The sequence below is a fragment of the Neptunicella marina genome (genome assembly GCF_014270035.1).
Lineage (GTDB): Bacteria > Pseudomonadota > Gammaproteobacteria > Enterobacterales > Alteromonadaceae > Neptunicella > Neptunicella marina.
In genome coordinates this window covers 1-17,443 of the sequence record NZ_JACNEP010000028.1, presented here as the reverse complement: position 1 = coordinate 17,443, position 17,443 = coordinate 1, and the positions used below count along the sequence as shown (strand labels likewise).

The following is a 17,443-nucleotide window of genomic DNA, read 5'->3' as shown; positions in this document are numbered from 1 at the left end:
GATTCAGTAGGAATCAACGAAGAAATAATTCGTCGTTATGTTAGGCATCAGGAAAAAATGGAGAGGCAAGAGCAAGCAGAGCTTGCTCTGGAATAGAAGGCCCCCTTTTAGGGGGTTAACACAAAGCCACCTTCTTCAGAAGGTGGATTTTTTACTGGTTAAGAATTCATATTTAACGCAAAAATCTTCCTGATTGCCCGCCTTTTATCCGCGAAAAAGTGAAAAATAATTATTTTGAGAATTTATTTATATTCAGGAGCAATTCATTAAAGAGTTATTAGGCTAAATTTTATTCAGCTTCGGTTTGTTACCTATATAGCGATGGTCGTATGTGAATTAAGGATAATTCCAGTGAAAATGCTTATTTCTATTTTTACCGGGTTACGGTTGCATAACCAAAATTATTAGCTCATATACTTTATATTGGAGTAAGTTAATCGTCAGGTTTATTGGAAATGGTAATTAACTGCTGAATTTTTCCTGAAAACAGTAAAACAGTAAAACAGTAAAACAGTAAAACAGTAAAACAGTAAAACAGTAAAACAGTAAAACAATTGAGAGAAGGATGGTTCCAATGAAAAAACTTATTTCTATATTAGTGTTTGGCTTACTGAGTGCTTGTTCGACAAATGCCCCTAATACTTTTAGCAGAGTTACTGATTCAACTTATAAATCGTACAGTGATTTTGTTGAAAGACAGCAGTTAAACTTAATTGATAAAGTCGATGATATGGCGTTTTGGGATGTCAGGGCGTTAGATAATGATTATGCTGTATTAAGCGTTAAGCGAAATAAACATTATTTGTTAGCATTAGATGACTCATGTAAGGGAATGGAGTTTGATGCGCGTTTTGGTTTAGTGCAACAGGAAGAGCACAAGCTTAATGTAAAAGACAAAATTTTGAAGCTTACTAATAAGAATTCCAGCTGTTCAATTACATCTATTTATAAACTCTATCAGGTACAATTCGAGGAATTGGAGCGTTTAAGAGCGCAGACTCGAAATTCAAGCCGGGATTTGTCGAGAAGCAGTGGCGTAAGAGTTATTTAGACAGGGAATTATTTTCTGGGTGACAGAGAGTCAGAGTCATTGATGAAAGCTACCTGTGGGTCTAACTCAATTTTTAGGTTTAAAGGCGATTTGTCTTACGTCTAAAAATAAATAAAAGTAACAAATGGAGAGGATGTTAAGCATCCTCCTTTTTTCTTTCAATAACACGATCAGCCCTGCTCTTTAATTTTCCCATCTTACTAATCGCGTAAAACGGATCATCTGTTTGAATTTTGTCGACAGAATCGTCTGGGGGATGTTTGCTGGTATTAGTTGACTTTTGGCTTTTATAAGGGCGAAAACACAGAATAAACCAAATCAAAGAAATGCTAATGTAGCACAGCCATTTGATAATAAAAGACAATCCCAATGTATTGTCGTTGCTTAAGTTTTTAGCATATGCAACGTAATCAGCATGAACAAATGATACAACTAAAATACATATAATTGCTATTAATGTTGTGAGTATGGCCGATTTATAATTACGCCATAATAAGTGAACCAAAGTAAGTTTGACTAGCGGACGTAACATAAAAACATATCTCCTATATCCACCAACCGATGCCTAAAAGTGCAGCTAAACCAAGTAAGCCTTTTTCTTTATAGTTTTGCTTAATTTGGTCTTCTTCTTCTTTTACGATGATTTCAAGTTCTTCCTGAGTAAAGCTTTCGGGGGTACGTCCTGCAATGATGATGCGTGTGCGTGCTTTTTTTATTGCCTGTTCACGAATTGACTTATTGATTTTTTGTTTAATATTCAACATTTTTTCTTCAAACTGGTGTGTAATTAGGAGGAATATACGCTATTCAGTTTGTGCAATTAAGCAGTAATTTGTTTAAAAAGTTTTCTTGTACTTGTCAGTGGCAATTCTCTCGGTATAATACGCCTCCCTCCTTTTAGTAAGTCAATTTTCCCCAACCGTAAGTCGTACCTTAAAAAGGTAACTGCGGTGTAAGGATTTACTTTAAGCAGGATGAGCATAGGGGTGTAGTTCCAATTGGTAGAACAGCGGTCTCCAAAACCGATGGTTGGGGGTTCGAGTCCCTCCACCCCTGCCAGATTTTTATGGCAAGTATGGATTTATAAAGGTTGTAGCATGAGTGCGAATACAGAAAATGCATCCACACCGGTGGACTTGTTGAAATGGTTTATTGTTATCGGCCTATTGGTGCTGGCCATTGCTGGTAATCATATCTATGAAGAGACATCCGTACTAGTCAGAGCGCTAGGTGTAGTTGTATCCGTCATTGTAGCTCTATTGATCGCTTCTACTACGGTGAAAGGCAGTCAGTTTGTTAGTTTTGCTAAAGAGTCTCGCACAGAAGTGCGTAAAGTTGTTTGGCCAACCCGTCAGGAAACCACACAAACCACCATTATTGTAATGGTAGCCGTTGTTATTATGTCATTGTTGCTATGGATGCTGGACGGCATCATCGTTCGAGTAGTTTCTTTTATCACAGGTTTAGGGATTTAGTATGTCTGATAAAAAAAGATGGTACGTTGTACAAGCTTTTTCTGGCTATGAAGCCCGTGTGCAAAAAACGTTGCTTGAATACATTAAAATGCACAACATGGAAGAACACTTTGGTCAGGTGCTAGTGCCTACTGAAGAAGTGGTTGAGATGCGCTCTGGTCAACAGCGTAAGAGTGAACGTAAATTCTTTCCTGGTTATGTGCTAGTCGAAATGGCATTGAATGATGACAGCTGGCACTTAGTGAAAAGTGTTCCTCGTGTTTTAGGGTTCATCGGTGGTACATCTGACCGCCCCGCTCCAATATCATCTAAAGAAGCAGACGCGATTATGAATCGCATGGCTGAAAACGTTGATAGTCCTAAGCCGAAAACATTATTTGAACCGGGTGAAGTAGTTCGTGTTACCGATGGTCCATTTGCAGACTTTAATGGTGTTGTTGAAGAAGTTGACTACGAAAAAAGCCGCGTAAAAGTATCTGTATTGATCTTTGGTCGTTCAACACCGGTAGATTTAGAATTCGGACAGGTAGAAAAAAGCTAATATTCGGAGTGTTAACTCCAACGCTTTAGCCAGTTAATTTTCTCAATTTCTGCGAAAATTAACTGGCTAAATCTTGAACTGGGTGTGTGATTGAACTATAATCTGCGCCCTTTTTGTTGTGCGGGAAGCCGATTGAGTAAACATCCTCAGTGTTTACGAGGCGCTAAACCCATTATTGAGGCATATCATGGCTAAGAAAATCAAAGGCTTAATTAAGCTACAGGTTGCAGCTGGTGCTGCTAACCCAAGTCCACCGGTTGGTCCTGCTCTAGGTCAGCACGGTGTTAACATCATGGAATTCTGTAAAGCGTTTAACGCAAAAACAGATAGCCTGGAAAAAGGTGCTCCGGTACCAGTAGAAATCACTGTTTACGAAGACCGTTCATTCACCTTCGTAACCAAAACTCCTCCAGCTTCATTCTTATTGAAGAAAGCTGCCGGCATTAAGAGCGGTTCTGGCCGTCCTAACACTGACAAAGTGGGTAAAGTTACTCGTGCTCAGTTGGAAGAGATTGCTAAAACAAAAGAACCAGATCTAACTGCTGCTGATTTAGATGCGGCTGTACGTACTATCGCAGGTTCTGCGCGTAGTATGGGCTTGGTAGTAGAGGACTAATACAATGGCTAAATTAACTAAACGTATGCGCGTTATCCGTGACAAAATCGACAGCGGAAAAGAGTACGGCATCGCTGAGGCTGTAGCTGTTTTAAAAGAACTGGCTACTGCTAAGTTCCCAGAGAGTGTTGACGTTGCAGTAAACCTGGGTGTTGATCCTCGTAAATCAGATCAAAACGTACGTGGGGCAACTGTTCTTCCTCACGGTACTGGTAAAGATGTTCGTGTAGCTGTTTTCACCCAGGGTGCAAACGCTGACGCAGCTAAAGAAGCTGGTGCAGACATCGTAGGTATGGAAGATTTAGCCGATATGGTGAAAAAAGGTGAAATGCCTTTTGACGTTGTTATCGCTTCTCCAGACGCAATGCGTGTTGTTGGTACTTTAGGTCAGGTTTTAGGTCCTCGTGGTCTTATGCCAAACCCTAAAACCGGTACTGTAACACCAGACGTTGCTACTGCAGTTAAAAATGCAAAAGCAGGTCAGGTTCGTTACCGCAATGACAAAAACGGTATCATTCACGCTAGCATCGGTAAGATCGCGTTTGAAGAAAACCAAATTAAAGAAAACCTTGAAGCTTTGTTGGATGCGCTGAAAAAAGCGAAACCATCTACAGCTAAAGGTACCTTCATCAAGAAGGTTAGCCTAAGCACTACTATGGGTGCTGGCCTAGCAGTTGATCAGTCAAGCCTGGCTATCTAATTGCTAAATACGGTTATGGGTTGAGGCTTCTTAGTAGGCCTCCGTCCAAGACCGCAGGTGCTTTTCATTGAAAAAGCTTAATCAATCAGCCTGCGCAGACGGTGCAGACCCCAGAAGATCTTAGATTCTTTTTGGTTTCTCACCGTAAATCGCGCGTCAGAATTAACTGACGATGTGTAGGAAACCAGACGTTAGTCTGGAAAAACCAGGAGTAAAAGCCGATGGCTATTATGCTTGAAGACAAAAAAGCAATTGTTGCTGAAGTCAACGAAGCTGCCAAAGGTGCTTTATCTGCAGTAGTTGCAGATGCTCGAGGTGTAACTGTTGGCAATATCACCAGCCTGCGTAAGCAAGCTCGTGAAGCGGGTGTTTGGATGAAGGTTGTCCGTAACACACTAGCTCGCCGTGCAGTTGATGGCACCGATTTCGAGTGTCTGAAAGACGTATTTATCGGCCCTACTGTTATCGCGTTTTCTAACGAACACCCAGGCGCAGCTGCGCGTTTGTTCAAAGACTTCGCAAAAGATAACAAACATTTTGAGCTGAAAGGTGCGGCTTTCGAAGGCAACACAGTGGACTTCGAAATTTTGGCATCACTGCCAACATACGACGAAGCTATTGCACGCTTGATGAGCACTATGAAAGAAGCTGCAGCTGGCAAACTTGTACGTACAATTGCCGCTATTCGCGACCAAAAAGAGCAAGCCGCGTAATTTACGTTTGGCTTGGATTTAAAAAATTTACTCGGGACACAGTCCCCCTAAATTAGGAATCTGAGAAATGTCAGTGACTAAAGAACAAATCATGGATGCTATCGCTGAAATGTCTGTAATGGACGTAGTAGAGCTGGTATCTGCAATGGAAGAAAAATTCGGCGTATCTGCAGCTGCGGCTGTAGCAGTTGCTGCAGGTCCTGCTGCTGCTGCTGAAGAACAAACTGAATTCGACGTAATTCTTGCTGAAGCTGGTGCAAACAAAGTACAGGTTATCAAAGCTGTACGTGGTGCAACCGGTCTTGGTCTGAAAGAAGCGAAAGAAGTTGTTGATAGTGCACCTAAAGCAGTTAAAGAAGGTGTATCTAAAGAAGAAGCTGAAGAACTTAAGAAAGCGCTTGAAGAAGCCGGTGCTAAAGTTGAAGTTAAATAATCTGTTTATTGACAGATTGTTTGCCTGAACAGGCATAGGCTGGTGACTTTTTGGTCACCAGCCTTTTTGCGCTGTAGAGTGGGGTATTTACACCGTTTAGTCCCTTCACTCTAAAAAAATATAGAAAGTCATTTGTATTCAAGTAATTATGTTGCTTCACTGTATAAAAAATAGTGAGTAGTATGAAACAAATGCACCTTCTTTAAAAACGGTGCTGGAAGTTTGTCTATCGACTCGTCGCGCGACGGGATGGCAAGTTGGATCACAATTCAACAGGCTGAGGAAACCATGGTTTACTCTTATAGTGAAAAGAAACGTATACGGAAAGATTTCGGCAAACGCCCGCAGGTACTGGAAATACCTTACCTTTTATCCATTCAATTAGATTCCTTCAAGCGCTTTATCGATATCGATAGTGAAGGACAATACGGACTGGAAGCAGCATTTCGTTCAGTATTTCCAATCAAAAGTTACTCGGGTAACTCAGAATTACAATATGTTAGCTATCGTCTTGGCGAGCCTGTATTTGACGTTAAAGAATGTCAAATTCGTGGTGTAACATATTCAGCACCTCTGCGGGTGAAATTGCGTCTTGTGTTGTTTGATAAAGAAGCAGCACCAGGAACAGTAAAAGATATTAAAGAGCAGGAAGTGTACATGGGCGAAATCCCGCTCATGACCGAAAATGGTACATTTGTCATTAACGGAACTGAGCGGGTTATCGTTTCTCAGTTACACCGTTCTCCTGGCGTATTCTTTGATCATGATAAGGGTAAAACCCACTCATCAGGTAAGGTGCTTTATAACGCGCGTGTTATTCCTTACCGTGGTTCATGGTTAGATTTCGAATTTGATCCCAAAGATAACTTATTTGTACGTATTGACCGTCGTCGTAAGTTACCTGCGTCTATCATTCTTCGTGCATTAGAATATTCAACAGAAGAAATTCTGGATATGTTCTACGAAAAAGTGCAGGTGAAATTCGATGACAACCGCGTGTTGATGGAAATTGTTCCTTCACGTTTACGCGGTGAAGTTGCTCAGTTTGATATTACCGATAATGACGGCAAAGTTATCGTTGAAACTGGTCGTCGTATTTCTGCTCGTCACGCAATCCAATTAGAAAAAGCAAATGTGACAGAGCTTGAAGTACCGGTTGAATACTTAGTGGGACGTGTGCTGGGTAATACCTATGCTGATGCGTCTACCGGCGAAGTAATTGCTTCTGCCAACGATGAAGTGACGCTAGAATTGCTGGCAGCGTTACGTAAGGGGGGCGTGGATGCCTTCGAAACGCTTTACATTAATGAGTTGGATCATGGCTCTTATTTGTCAGATACCTTACGTATCGACACAACAAGTAACCGTTTGGAAGCATTGGTAGAAATCTACCGTATGATGCGTCCGGGTGAGCCACCAACGAAAGATGCCGCTGAAGCTTTATTTGCTAACTTGTTCTTCTCTTCTGAGCGTTATGATCTTTCTTCTGTAGGTCGTATGAAGTTCAACCGTCGTTTAGGTCGTGAAGAAATGACCGGCGAAGGGACTCTGAGCAAAGAAGATATCGTTGCGGTAATGAAACAGCTAATTTCTATCCGTGACGGTAAAGATGAAGTTGATGATATTGACCACTTAGGTAACCGTCGTATTCGCTCTGTAGGTGAGATGGCAGAAAACCAATTCCGTGTTGGTTTAGTTCGTGTTGAGCGTGCTGTTAAAGAGCGTTTGAGCTTAGGTGACCTTGATGCTGTGATGCCTCAGGATTTAATCAACGCCAAGCCAATTTCTGCAGCTGTAAAAGAATTCTTTGGTTCTTCTCAGTTGTCACAGTTTATGGACCAGAATAATCCTCTGTCAGAAGTAACGCACAAACGTCGTATTTCTGCTTTAGGTCCGGGTGGTTTGACGCGTGAGCGTGCAGGTTTCGAAGTTCGAGACGTACACCCAACCCATTATGGTCGTGTTTGTCCAATTGAAACGCCTGAAGGTCCTAACATTGGTCTGATCAACTCATTATCTACCTATGCGCGTACTAACGATTATGGTTTCCTTGAAACTCCGTATCGTAAGGTGATTGATGGTGTGGTAACTGAAGAAATCGACTTCTTATCTGCAATCGAAGAAGGCAACTTCCCCATTGCACAGGCTAATGCTGAATTAGATGAAGAAGGTCATTTGGTTGATGATTTGGTAACCTGTCGTTACCGTGGCGAATCTACCTTAATGTCAAAAGATGACATTAAGTATATGGATGTATCTCCTCAACAAATTGTATCTGTTGCTGCCAGCATGATTCCGTTCCTGGAGCACGATGATGCTAACCGTGCCTTGATGGGTGCGAACATGCAACGTCAGGCTGTACCTACTTTACGTGCTGATAAGCCGTTAGTCGGAACAGGTATGGAAAAAACCATCGCTGTTGATTCCGGTGTTACCGTAGTTGCCAAGCGTGGTGGTGTAATCGATTATGTTGATGCCAGCCGTATCGTTGTAAAAGTAAACGATGAAGAAACCGTAGCTGGTGAAGCGGGTATCGATATTTACAACCTGACTAAATACACCCGTTCGAACCAAAACACCTGTATTAACCAGAAGCCGACCTGTGGTGTAGGTGATCCTATTGTACGTGGTGATGTATTGGCTGATGGTCCGTCTACCGATTTAGGTGAGCTGGCATTAGGTCAAAACATGCGTGTGGCATTTATGCCCTGGAATGGTTTTAACTTCGAGGATTCCATCCTGTTGTCTGAGCGTGTTGCTCAGGAAGATCGTTTCACCACTATCCACATCCAGGAACTAAGCTGTATTGCACGTGATACCAAATTAGGTCCTGAAGAAATTTCTTCAGATATTCCTAATGTCGGTGAATCTGCACTATCTAAGCTGGATGAATCAGGCGTTGTTTATATTGGTGCTGAAGTTAAAGGCGGCGATATTCTGGTCGGTAAAGTGACACCAAAAGGTGAAACTCAGTTAACACCAGAAGAAAAATTATTACGTGCAATCTTTGGTGAAAAAGCCTCTGACGTTAAAGACACCTCGTTACGTGTACCAAACAGTGTGCGCGGAACCATTATCGACGTTCAGGTATTCACCCGTGATGGCGTAGAAAAAGATAAACGTGCGCTAGAAATTGAAGACATGCAATTACGTCAGGTCAAAAAAGACTTGTCTGACGAATTCAGCATTCTGTCTGATGGTATTTTTGCTCGTGCAAGAACGCTGTTAGAAGGCGCAGGTATTGCAGCTGATAAGCTGGACTCTTTGCCGCGCGAAAAATGGTTCGATATTCCGTTGAAAGACGAAGACGATCAGGCTTCATTGGATCAAATTGCTGATCAGTTCGCTGAAATTAAAGCTGACTACGATAAGAAATTTGAAGCCAAGCGTCGCAAGATCACTCAAGGTGATGATTTAGCACCGGGTGTTCTGAAAATCGTTAAGGTTTATCTGGCGGTTAAACGTCAAATCCAGCCTGGTGATAAAATGGCGGGTCGTCACGGGAACAAGGGTGTTATCTCAACTATCCAACCTGTTGAAGATATGCCATACGATGAAAACGGTACGCCGGTAGACATCGTATTGAACCCGCTGGGTGTACCGTCACGTATGAACATAGGTCAGATCCTGGAAACTCACCTGGGCATGGCTGCTCATGGTTTGGGTGCTAAGATTGACCGCATGATCAAAGAGCAGCAGGAACTGGCTAAGTTGCGTGCTTTCATTAAAGAAGTATACGAAGCTGGTCGCTCTAGTCAGGAAGTTGATATTGACAGCTTCTCAGATCATGAGATTCAGCGTCTTGCTCAGAACCTGCGTAAAGGTGTACCTATTGCGACACCTGTATTCGACGGTGCTAAAGAAGACGAAATTAAAGAACTACTTAAGTTAGCTGACATTCCTGAAGATGGTCAGATTACTTTGTTCGATGGCCGTACCGGTCGAGCGTTTGAACGTAAAGTAACCGTTGGTTACATGTACATGCTGAAACTCAACCACTTGGTTGATGACAAGATGCACGCACGTTCAACTGGCTCTTACAGCCTTGTTACTCAGCAGCCGCTGGGTGGTAAGGCACAGTTCGGTGGTCAGCGTTTCGGTGAGATGGAAGTGTGGGCACTGGAAGCATACGGTGCTGCTTATACCTTACAAGAAATGCTGACTGTTAAATCCGATGACGTTAACGGTCGTACCAAAATGTATAAAAACATTGTGGACGGCGATCATCGTATGGAACCTGGTATGCCGGAATCTTTCAACGTATTGCTGAAAGAAATCCGTTCACTGGGTATCAATATCGAGCTGGAAGGTCAGTAAGCCGCTCAGTTAGAGCATTATGTGGGGAAGCCTTCGGGCTTCCTGAGTTGAATGACTCCGTCGGGAGAACATAGTGAAAGATTTATTAAAATTTCTGAAGCAGCAGCATAAGTCAGAAGAATTCGACAATATTCGAATTGGTTTGGCATCACCGGATATGATCCGTTCCTGGTCATATGGTGAGGTTAAAAAACCAGAAACCATTAACTACCGTACCTTCAAACCAGAGCGTGATGGTTTGTTCTGCGCACGTATTTTTGGTCCGGTAAAAGATTACGAATGTTTGTGTGGTAAATACAAACGCCTGAAGCATCGTGGTGTTATCTGTGAAAAATGTGGCGTTGAAGTTACTTTAACTAAAGTACGCCGTGATCGCATGGGTCACATTGAACTGGCGAGCCCGGTTGCCCACATTTGGTTCCTGAAATCATTACCGTCTCGCATCGGTTTGATGTTAGACATGACATTACGTGATATCGAGCGCGTATTGTACTTTGAATCATACGTAGTAACTGAAGCTGGTATGACGACGCTTGAGCGTGGTCAAATGCTAAGCGAAGAAGAATACTTAGATGCGTTAGAAGAGCACGGTGACGAGTTTGAAGCAAAAATGGGTGCCGAAGCGGTATTCGAATTGCTTATTGCGTTAGATGTTAACGGTGATGTTGCAGCAATGCGCGAAGAATTACCAAGCATTAACTCGGAAACCAAGCGTAAAAAAGTTACTAAGCGTCTGAAATTATTAGAATCATTCCAACAATCTGGCAACAAACCAGAGTGGATGATCATGACTGTTTTACCAGTATTACCACCAGACTTACGTCCGTTGGTTCCACTGGAAGGTGGTCGTTTCGCGACTTCAGATTTGAACGATTTATACCGTCGTGTAATCAACCGTAACAACCGTCTGAAGCGTCTTTTAGACCTGGCTGCACCAGATATTATCGTACGTAACGAAAAACGTATGTTACAAGAAGCGGTTGATGCCTTATTAGATAACGGTCGTCGTGGTCGTGCGATTACTGGTTCTAACAAACGTCCACTGAAATCTCTTGCCGATATGATTAAAGGTAAGCAAGGTCGTTTCCGTCAGAACTTATTAGGTAAACGCGTAGATTACTCTGGTCGTTCGGTTATTACCGTTGGTCCTACACTGCGTTTACATCAGTGTGGTCTGCCTAAGAAAATGGCGCTGGAATTATTCAAACCATTTATCTACGGTAAATTAGAAGGTCGTGGTTTAGCGACTACGATTAAAGCGGCTAAAAAATTAGTTGAAAGAGAAGCGCCGGAAGTATGGGACGTTCTGGATGAAGTTATCCGTGAGCACCCGGTATTACTTAACCGTGCACCTACTCTTCACCGTTTAGGTATTCAGGCATTTGAACCTACCCTGATCGAAGGTAAGGCGATTCAGTTGCACCCGTTAGTGTGTGCGGCTTATAACGCCGACTTCGACGGTGACCAAATGGCTGTTCACGTACCGCTGACATTAGAAGCACAGTTAGAAGCGCGTGCGTTAATGATGTCTACAAACAACATTCTGTCTCCAGCGAACGGTGAGCCAATCATCGTACCTTCACAGGACGTTGTATTAGGTCTTTATTACCTGACGCGTGACCGCGTAAATGGTCTGGGTGAAGGCATGGTATTCGCTAATGCTCACGAAGCAGAGCGCGCATATCGTACTGGAGCAGCAGAACTACATGCTCGCGTAAAAGTGCGTATCCGTGAATTTGATGTGGATGCAGAGGGTAATAAAACCGAAAAAGTTACTCTAACCGACACTACCGTTGGTCGTGCGTTACTGTCATTAATTTTACCTAAAGGTCTGCCGTTTGAGTTAATCAACCAATCTATGGGTAAGAAGCAGATTTCCCGTTTATTAAACGCTTGTTACCGTGCACTGGGTCTGAAAGACACTGTTATTGCTGCAGACCAAATCATGTATACCGGCTTCCACTACGCGATGATCGCGGGTGCGTCAGTTGGTATCGAAGATATGGTGATTCCTGATGCGAAGAAAGAAATCATCGATGCTGCAGAAGCAGAAGTTGTTGAAATTCAGGAACAATTCCAGTCTGGTTTGGTAACAGCTGGTGAGCGATACAACAAAGTTATCGACATCTGGTCAAAAGCCAACGAAGACGTTTCTAAAGCCATGATGAGCAACCTGTCTAAAGAGAAGGTTGAAAATAAAGATGGCGAGATGGAAGAGCAAGATTCTTTCAACTCGGTATTTATGATGGCTGACTCAGGTGCTCGTGGTAGTGCCGCTCAGATTCGTCAGCTAGCTGGTATGCGTGGTCTGATGGCTCGTCCGGATGGCTCAATCATCGAAACGCCAATTATCGCGAACTTCCGTGAAGGTCTGAACGTACTTCAGTACTTTATTTCTACTCACGGTGCGCGTAAAGGTTTGGCCGATACGGCATTAAAAACAGCAAACTCGGGTTACTTAACTCGTCGTCTGGTAGATGTTGCACAAGATTTGGTTATCAACAATGTTGACTGTGGCACATTCGAAGGTGTCAAAATGACACCACTAATCGAAGGTGGCGACGTTGTAGAACCATTGCGTGAGCGTGTACTGGGGCGTACCGTAGCAGAAGATGTTATTAAGCCTGGTACAGATGAAGTACTGGTTGCACGTAACGTTCTATTGGATGAGGAACTGGTAGATTTACTTGAAGCCAATTCAGTTGATCAGATTATGGTTCGCTCCGTTATCACCTGTGATAACGACTTCGGCGTTTGTGCCAAGTGTTATGGCCGTGACCTGGCCCGTGGTCATGAAGTCGGTATCGGTGAGTCTGTGGGTGTTGTGGCAGCACAATCAATCGGTGAGCCTGGTACACAGTTAACCATGCGTACCTTCCACATTGGTGGTGCGGCTTCACGAGTATCCGCGGAAAACAGCGTACAGGTTAAAACTAACGGTAGCATGAAAATGCATAACGCTAAGTTTGTACGTAATGTTGATGACAAAGTGGTTATCGTATCGCGTTCTACAGAGCTGACTATTATCGATGATCAAGGTCGCGAAAAAGAGCGCTATAAAGTGCCTTATGGTGCAATCCTGAAAATCGATGATAACGCTCCGGTTAAGGCGGGCGATATTATTGCAAACTGGGATCCGCACTCGCATCCAATCATTGTTGAGCGCACGTCTAAGATTAGCTTTGCGGACATCGATGAGTCGAATACTGAAACACAACAAGATGAATTGACTGGTTTAACCCGTATCGTGGTGAAAGACCTTTCTAAATCAACGGCCAAAGAGCCGAAGTTGATTCTGGAAAGTGATGAAATGGGTGTTCAGGAAATTCGTTTACCAAGCTTTACCACCATTGAGGCTGCAGAGGGCTCAACGGCTAAGCCGGGTGATGTATTAGCGCGTATTCCTCAGGAAAGTTCGAAAACCCGTGATATTACCGGTGGTCTGCCTCGAGTAGCTGACTTATTCGAAGCACGTAAACCTAAAGAACCAGCTATCCTGGCTGAAATCTCCGGTACCATTGGTTTCGGTAAAGAAACTAAAGGTAAGAAACGTCTGGTTATTACACCTGAAAACGGTGACCCATATGAGGAAATGATCCCTAAATGGCGTCAGCTAAACGTGTTCGAAGGTGAAAAAGTTGAACGTGGTGAGGTGATTGCAGATGGTCCTGAAGCACAGCACGATATCCTGCGTTTACGTGGTATTAGTGCAGTAGCCAACTACATCGTAAATGAAGTTCAGGATGTTTATCGTCTGCAAGGTGTAAAAATTAACGATAAGCACATCGAAGTTATTATTCGTCAGATGTTGCGTAAGTGTGTTATCACCAACTCCGGTGACAGTAATTTGCTGGTTGGCGAACAAGTGGAAGTTTCCACAGTTAAAATCGCCAATCGTGAGTTAGAGAAACAAGGTAAATTGCCTGCAGAATATGAGATTCAATTGCTGGGTATTACCAAAGCTTCATTGTCTACTGAGTCCTTTATCTCTGCAGCATCGTTCCAGGAAACAACACGTGTTCTGACTGAAGCCGCAGTACAAGGTAAAGAAGATGAATTACGTGGATTGAAGGAAAACGTGATTGTTGGTCGTCTGATCCCAGCTGGTACTGGTTTCGCTTACCATCAAAAACGTCAACAGCAAAGAGCCGAGTTTGAAATGGATGACCCATCTGTTTCTGCGGCTGAAGCTGAAGCGGCCTTAACTGAAGCATTAAATGCTGAAGTTGAGTCTGGTTCAGATAACGCGGAGTAATCTTTGCTGACATAAACAAATTTTGTCTGTTAACTTAGTAAGTTGCTTGGTTGACAGACAAATATTTGATCTATAGAATTCTGCGACCCTAATTTTAGGGCGCGGAATTTTTCGCATTTAGAATCAGCAGTTTTTTAATCAGGAGCTAGTTAATGGCAACAGTTAACCAGTTAGTCCGCAAGCCTCGCCAGAAAGCCGTTGTTAAAAGCAACGTGCCGGCACTGGATGCTTGCCCACAACGTCGTGGTGTATGTACCCGTGTATATACTACCACTCCAAAAAAGCCGAACTCAGCATTACGTAAAGTATGTCGTGTTCGTTTAACCAATGGTTTTGAAGTTTCTTCTTACATTGGTGGTGAAGGTCACAACTTACAAGAGCACAGTGTTGTTCTTATTCGTGGTGGTCGTGTTAAAGATTTACCAGGTGTGCGTTATCACACTGTTCGCGGAACGTTAGACTGCGCGGGTGTTGGTGATCGTAAGCAAGCCCGTTCTAAGTACGGCGCAAAAAGGCCTAAGTCTTAACGGTTCTCCGTTAGTAAGGCCAAACTGAAGTTTTTTATTAGAGTTTTGGGTTAATCCTGAATTCATCGGAGAATTAAAGATGCCAAGAAGAAGAGTCGTAGGTCAACGTAAAATCCTACCTGATCCTAAGTTCGGATCACAATTGCTCGCTAAATTCATGAATGTCGTTATGTTAGACGGCAAAAAATCAACTGCTGAAAAAATCGTTTACGGTGCGCTTGATATTGTTGCTGAAAAAACCGGCAAGGCACACTTGGACGTATTTGAAGACGCACTGGATAACATCCGTCCAACCGTAGAGGTTAAATCTCGTCGTGTTGGTGGTTCGACTTATCAGGTTCCTGTTGAAGTTCGTCCAGTTCGTCGCAATGCGTTAGGTATGCGTTGGATGGTAGAAGCTGCGCGTAAACGTGGTGAAAAATCAATGGCTCAGCGTCTTGCAGCAGAAATGCTGGATGCGTCTGACAACAAAGGTTCTGCGGTTAAGAAACGTGAAGACGTTCACCGTATGGCCGAAGCTAACAAAGCTTTCGCTCACTATCGCTGGTAATTAGCAGAGTAAGAGGTTCAAATGGCTCGTAAAACGCCAATAGTGCGTTATCGCAACATCGGCATTGTTGCTCACGTAGACGCGGGGAAAACCACGACTACAGAACGTGTTCTGTTTTATACCGGTTTGTCACATAAAATCGGTGAAGTTCATGATGGCGCTGCTACCATGGACTGGATGGAACAGGAGCAAGAACGAGGTATTACTATTACGTCTGCTGCAACGACCTGCTTTTGGGCAGGTATGCAACAGCAATATGAGCAGCACCGTATCAATATTATTGATACCCCAGGACACGTGGACTTTACCATTGAGGTAGAACGTTCATTACGTGTTCTGGACGGTGCTGTGGTTGTGTTCTGTGGTTCTTCAGGTGTTGAACCACAGTCCGAAACCGTTTGGCGACAAGCTGATAAATATCATGTACCGCGCCTAGTGTTCGTAAATAAAATGGACCGCGCTGGTGCAGACTTTAAACGTGTTATCGATCAAATCCGTAATCGTCTGGGCGCAAATTGTGTTCCGATTCAACTTAACGTTGGTGCGGAAGAGAATTTCAAAGGCGTCATTGATCTGCTGAAAATGAAGTTAATTAACTGGAATGAAGCAGACCAGGGCATGACCTTTACCTACGAAGATATTCCTGCAGACTTGCAAGATGAAGCAGAAAGTTATCGTATGGAGATGATCGAAGCGGCGGCGGAAGCCAATGAAGAGTTGATGGAAAAGTATCTGGAAGGCGAGGAACTGACAGAAGATGAAATCAAACAAGGTTTACGTACGCGCACGTTAAATAACGAAATTGTAGTTGCTACATGTGGTTCGGCATTTAAAAACAAAGGTGTTCAAGCTGTGCTTGATGCTGTAGTGGACTTTTTGCCTGCCCCAGTTGATGTACCACCTATTACGGGTGTCCTTGATGATAAGGATGAAACCGAAGCGTCACGTCCCGCTGATGATGAAGCACCTTTTGCTGCATTGGCGTTTAAAATTGCGACTGATCCCTTTGTCGGTACATTAACCTTCTTCCGTTGTTATTCCGGTGTGGTCAATACCGGTGATTCCGTCTATAACCCAGTTAAAGGTAAACGCGAGCGTTTTGGGCGTATCGTGCAAATGCATGCAAAAGATCGTGCTGAACTTAAAGAAGTTCGTGCCGGTGATATTGCTGCTGCAATTGGTTTAAAAGATGTAACCACGGGTGACACACTTTGTGATCCTAATCATGTGATTACGTTAGAGCGTATGGAGTTTCCTGAACCGGTTATTTCGGTTGCAGTTGAGCCTCGCTCTCTCGCTGATCAGGATAAAATGGGTATTGCTTTAGGTAAGTTAGCGGCAGAAGATCCGTCTTTCCGTGTAAAAACTGACGAAGAAACCGGTCAAACAATCATTTCGGGTATGGGTGAACTGCACCTGGATATTATTGTTGATCGAATGAAACGTGAGTTCAGTGTGGATTGTAATGTGGGTAAACCACAGGTAGCGTACCGCGAAACAATTCGTTCTACTGTTGAAGTAGAAGGCAAATTTGTACGTCAGTCAGGTGGACGTGGTCAGTATGGTCACGTTTGGTTGAAGCTGGAACCGCAAGAGGAAGGCGCTGGCTATGAATTTGTGAATGAAATCGTTGGTGGTGTGGTTCCAAAAGAATTCATTCCAGCGGTTGATAAAGGTATCCAGGAACAGATGCAAAATGGTGTTTTGGCTGGATATCCTGTTCTTGATGTCAAAGTGACATTATTTGATGGTTCATTCCACGATGTTGACTCCTCTGAAATGGCGTTTAAAATCGCAGGCTCGATGGGCTTTAAGAAAGGGGCCGCGGAAGCAAGCCCTGTGTTACTTGAACCTATGATGAAAGTGGAAGTCACCACTCCGGAAGATTGGATGGGTGATGTTGTTGGTGATTTGAACCGTCGCCGCGGTATGATTGAAGGCATGGATGATGGTGTGGCTGGTATTAAAATAGTACGTGCCAAGGTACCCTTGTCTGAAATGTTTGGATATGCCACCGATCTGCGTTCTGCAACGCAAGGACGTGCATCATACTCAATGGAATTCTTTAACTATGCTGAAGCATCAAGTAATGTTGCTAAAGCTATAATTGAAGCTCGATTATCTTAATGAAGGTCTGGTCCGGTTATCTATTATAGGGGCCGGGCTTTTAACTTAGGAACTTAGTAAAATGGCAAAAGAAAAGTTTGAACGTACGAAACCGCACGTAAACGTTGGTACAATCGGCCACGTTGACCACGGTAAAAC

Annotated in this window: 14 protein-coding genes, 1 tRNA gene and 2 pseudogenes; 15 read left to right on the top strand and 2 right to left on the bottom strand. The window is 43.3% G+C overall.

Going from position 1 to position 17,443, the window contains the following annotated elements; genetic code table 11:
• Window positions 1-96: pseudogene (locus H8B19_RS18490) on the top strand (IS200/IS605 family transposase); the annotation flags it as partial.
• A 478-nt stretch (window positions 97-574) separates the two neighbouring features.
• Entirely contained in the window at window positions 575-1,051 is a 477-nt protein-coding gene (locus H8B19_RS18485) for a DUF6491 family protein (protein WP_186508584.1), read from the top strand.
• Between the two features lie 136 nt (window positions 1,052-1,187).
• On the opposite strand, the gene H8B19_RS18480 is transcribed toward H8B19_RS18485, so the two are convergent.
• Both H8B19_RS18480 and H8B19_RS18475 read right to left on the bottom strand, forming a co-directional pair.
• Window positions 1,188-1,583 carry a hypothetical protein gene (locus H8B19_RS18480; protein WP_186508582.1) on the bottom strand — a complete coding sequence of 132 codons (396 nt, stop codon included), beginning with the start codon at window positions 1,581-1,583 and terminating at the stop codon, window positions 1,188-1,190.
• A 13-nt stretch (window positions 1,584-1,596) separates the two neighbouring features.
• Complete coding sequence (locus tag H8B19_RS18475; protein WP_186508580.1) at window positions 1,597-1,815, bottom strand: hypothetical protein; 219 nt, start codon at window positions 1,813-1,815, stop codon at window positions 1,597-1,599.
• 218 nt (window positions 1,816-2,033) lie between these two features.
• Between H8B19_RS18475 and H8B19_RS18470 the strand changes: the two genes are divergently transcribed.
• From H8B19_RS18470 to H8B19_RS18410, 13 genes and pseudogenes are all read left to right on the top strand, one after another.
• Window positions 2,034-2,110, top strand: a tRNA-Trp gene (locus H8B19_RS18470).
• Between the two features lie 38 nt (window positions 2,111-2,148).
• Window positions 2,149-2,526, top strand: coding sequence for a preprotein translocase subunit SecE (secE, locus tag H8B19_RS18465; RefSeq protein ID WP_186508579.1), 378 nt, complete (start codon window positions 2,149-2,151; stop codon window positions 2,524-2,526).
• Between the two features lies 1 nt (window position 2,527).
• Window positions 2,528-3,067 (top strand): transcription termination/antitermination protein NusG, encoded by a 540-nt coding sequence (gene nusG / locus H8B19_RS18460; protein ID WP_186508577.1) that lies wholly within the window; start codon window positions 2,528-2,530, stop codon window positions 3,065-3,067.
• A 187-nt stretch (window positions 3,068-3,254) separates the two neighbouring features.
• A complete protein-coding gene (gene rplK, locus H8B19_RS18455; protein ID WP_186508574.1) occupies window positions 3,255-3,683 on the top strand; it encodes a 50S ribosomal protein L11 in 429 nt (142 codons plus the stop codon).
• A 4-nt stretch (window positions 3,684-3,687) separates the two neighbouring features.
• A complete protein-coding gene (gene rplA, locus H8B19_RS18450; RefSeq protein ID WP_186508572.1) occupies window positions 3,688-4,383 on the top strand; it encodes a 50S ribosomal protein L1 in 696 nt (231 codons plus the stop codon).
• 221 nt (window positions 4,384-4,604) lie between these two features.
• Window positions 4,605-5,096, top strand: a complete 492-nt coding sequence (gene rplJ, locus H8B19_RS18445; RefSeq protein ID WP_186508570.1) for a 50S ribosomal protein L10 — start codon at window positions 4,605-4,607, stop codon at window positions 5,094-5,096.
• Window positions 5,097-5,163: 67 nt separating this feature from the next.
• Window positions 5,164-5,529 carry a 50S ribosomal protein L7/L12 gene (gene rplL, locus H8B19_RS18440; RefSeq protein WP_186508568.1) on the top strand — a complete coding sequence of 122 codons (366 nt, stop codon included), beginning with the start codon at window positions 5,164-5,166 and terminating at the stop codon, window positions 5,527-5,529.
• A gap of 288 nt (window positions 5,530-5,817) precedes the next feature.
• Entirely contained in the window at window positions 5,818-9,846 is a 4,029-nt protein-coding gene (gene rpoB / locus H8B19_RS18435; protein WP_186508586.1) for a DNA-directed RNA polymerase subunit beta, read from the top strand.
• Window positions 9,847-9,919: 73 nt separating this feature from the next.
• On the top strand, window positions 9,920-14,101 hold the full coding sequence (rpoC, locus tag H8B19_RS18430; RefSeq protein ID WP_186508566.1) for a DNA-directed RNA polymerase subunit beta': 4,182 nt from the start codon (window positions 9,920-9,922) through the stop codon (window positions 14,099-14,101).
• Between the two features lie 152 nt (window positions 14,102-14,253).
• Window positions 14,254-14,628: a 30S ribosomal protein S12 gene (gene rpsL / locus H8B19_RS18425; RefSeq protein ID WP_186508564.1), complete on the top strand. Its 375-nt coding sequence runs from the start codon at window positions 14,254-14,256 to the stop codon at window positions 14,626-14,628.
• 79 nt (window positions 14,629-14,707) lie between these two features.
• Window positions 14,708-15,178 (top strand): 30S ribosomal protein S7, encoded by a 471-nt coding sequence (gene rpsG / locus H8B19_RS18420; protein WP_186508562.1) that lies wholly within the window; start codon window positions 14,708-14,710, stop codon window positions 15,176-15,178.
• A 21-nt stretch (window positions 15,179-15,199) separates the two neighbouring features.
• Entirely contained in the window at window positions 15,200-17,305 is a 2,106-nt protein-coding gene (fusA, locus tag H8B19_RS18415) for an elongation factor G (protein ID WP_186508560.1), read from the top strand.
• A 61-nt stretch (window positions 17,306-17,366) separates the two neighbouring features.
• Window positions 17,367-17,443 (top strand): annotated as a pseudogene (locus tag H8B19_RS18410) (GTP-binding protein); the annotation flags it as partial.

Bases quoted from the DNA above. Each gene is read 5' to 3' on its own strand.
- rpsL (WP_186508564.1), top strand. From the start codon at position 14,254: ATGGCAACAGTTAACCAGTTAGTCCGCAAGCCTCGCCAGAAAGCCGTT.
- fusA (WP_186508560.1), top strand. From the start codon at position 15,200: ATGGCTCGTAAAACGCCAATAGTGCGTTATCGCAACATCGGCATTGTT.
- rplK (WP_186508574.1), top strand. From the start codon at position 3,255: ATGGCTAAGAAAATCAAAGGCTTAATTAAGCTACAGGTTGCAGCTGGT.
- nusG (WP_186508577.1), top strand. From the start codon at position 2,528: ATGTCTGATAAAAAAAGATGGTACGTTGTACAAGCTTTTTCTGGCTAT.
- rplL (WP_186508568.1), top strand. From the start codon at position 5,164: ATGTCAGTGACTAAAGAACAAATCATGGATGCTATCGCTGAAATGTCT.
- rplA (WP_186508572.1), top strand. From the start codon at position 3,688: ATGGCTAAATTAACTAAACGTATGCGCGTTATCCGTGACAAAATCGAC.
- H8B19_RS18475 (WP_186508580.1), bottom strand. From the start codon at position 1,815: ATGTTGAATATTAAACAAAAAATCAATAAGTCAATTCGTGAACAGGCA.
- H8B19_RS18485 (WP_186508584.1), top strand. From the start codon at position 575: ATGAAAAAACTTATTTCTATATTAGTGTTTGGCTTACTGAGTGCTTGT.
- rpsG (WP_186508562.1), top strand. From the start codon at position 14,708: ATGCCAAGAAGAAGAGTCGTAGGTCAACGTAAAATCCTACCTGATCCT.
- rpoB (WP_186508586.1), top strand. From the start codon at position 5,818: ATGGTTTACTCTTATAGTGAAAAGAAACGTATACGGAAAGATTTCGGC.
- H8B19_RS18480 (WP_186508582.1), bottom strand. From the start codon at position 1,583: ATGTTACGTCCGCTAGTCAAACTTACTTTGGTTCACTTATTATGGCGT.
- secE (WP_186508579.1), top strand. From the start codon at position 2,149: ATGAGTGCGAATACAGAAAATGCATCCACACCGGTGGACTTGTTGAAA.
- rplJ (WP_186508570.1), top strand. From the start codon at position 4,605: ATGGCTATTATGCTTGAAGACAAAAAAGCAATTGTTGCTGAAGTCAAC.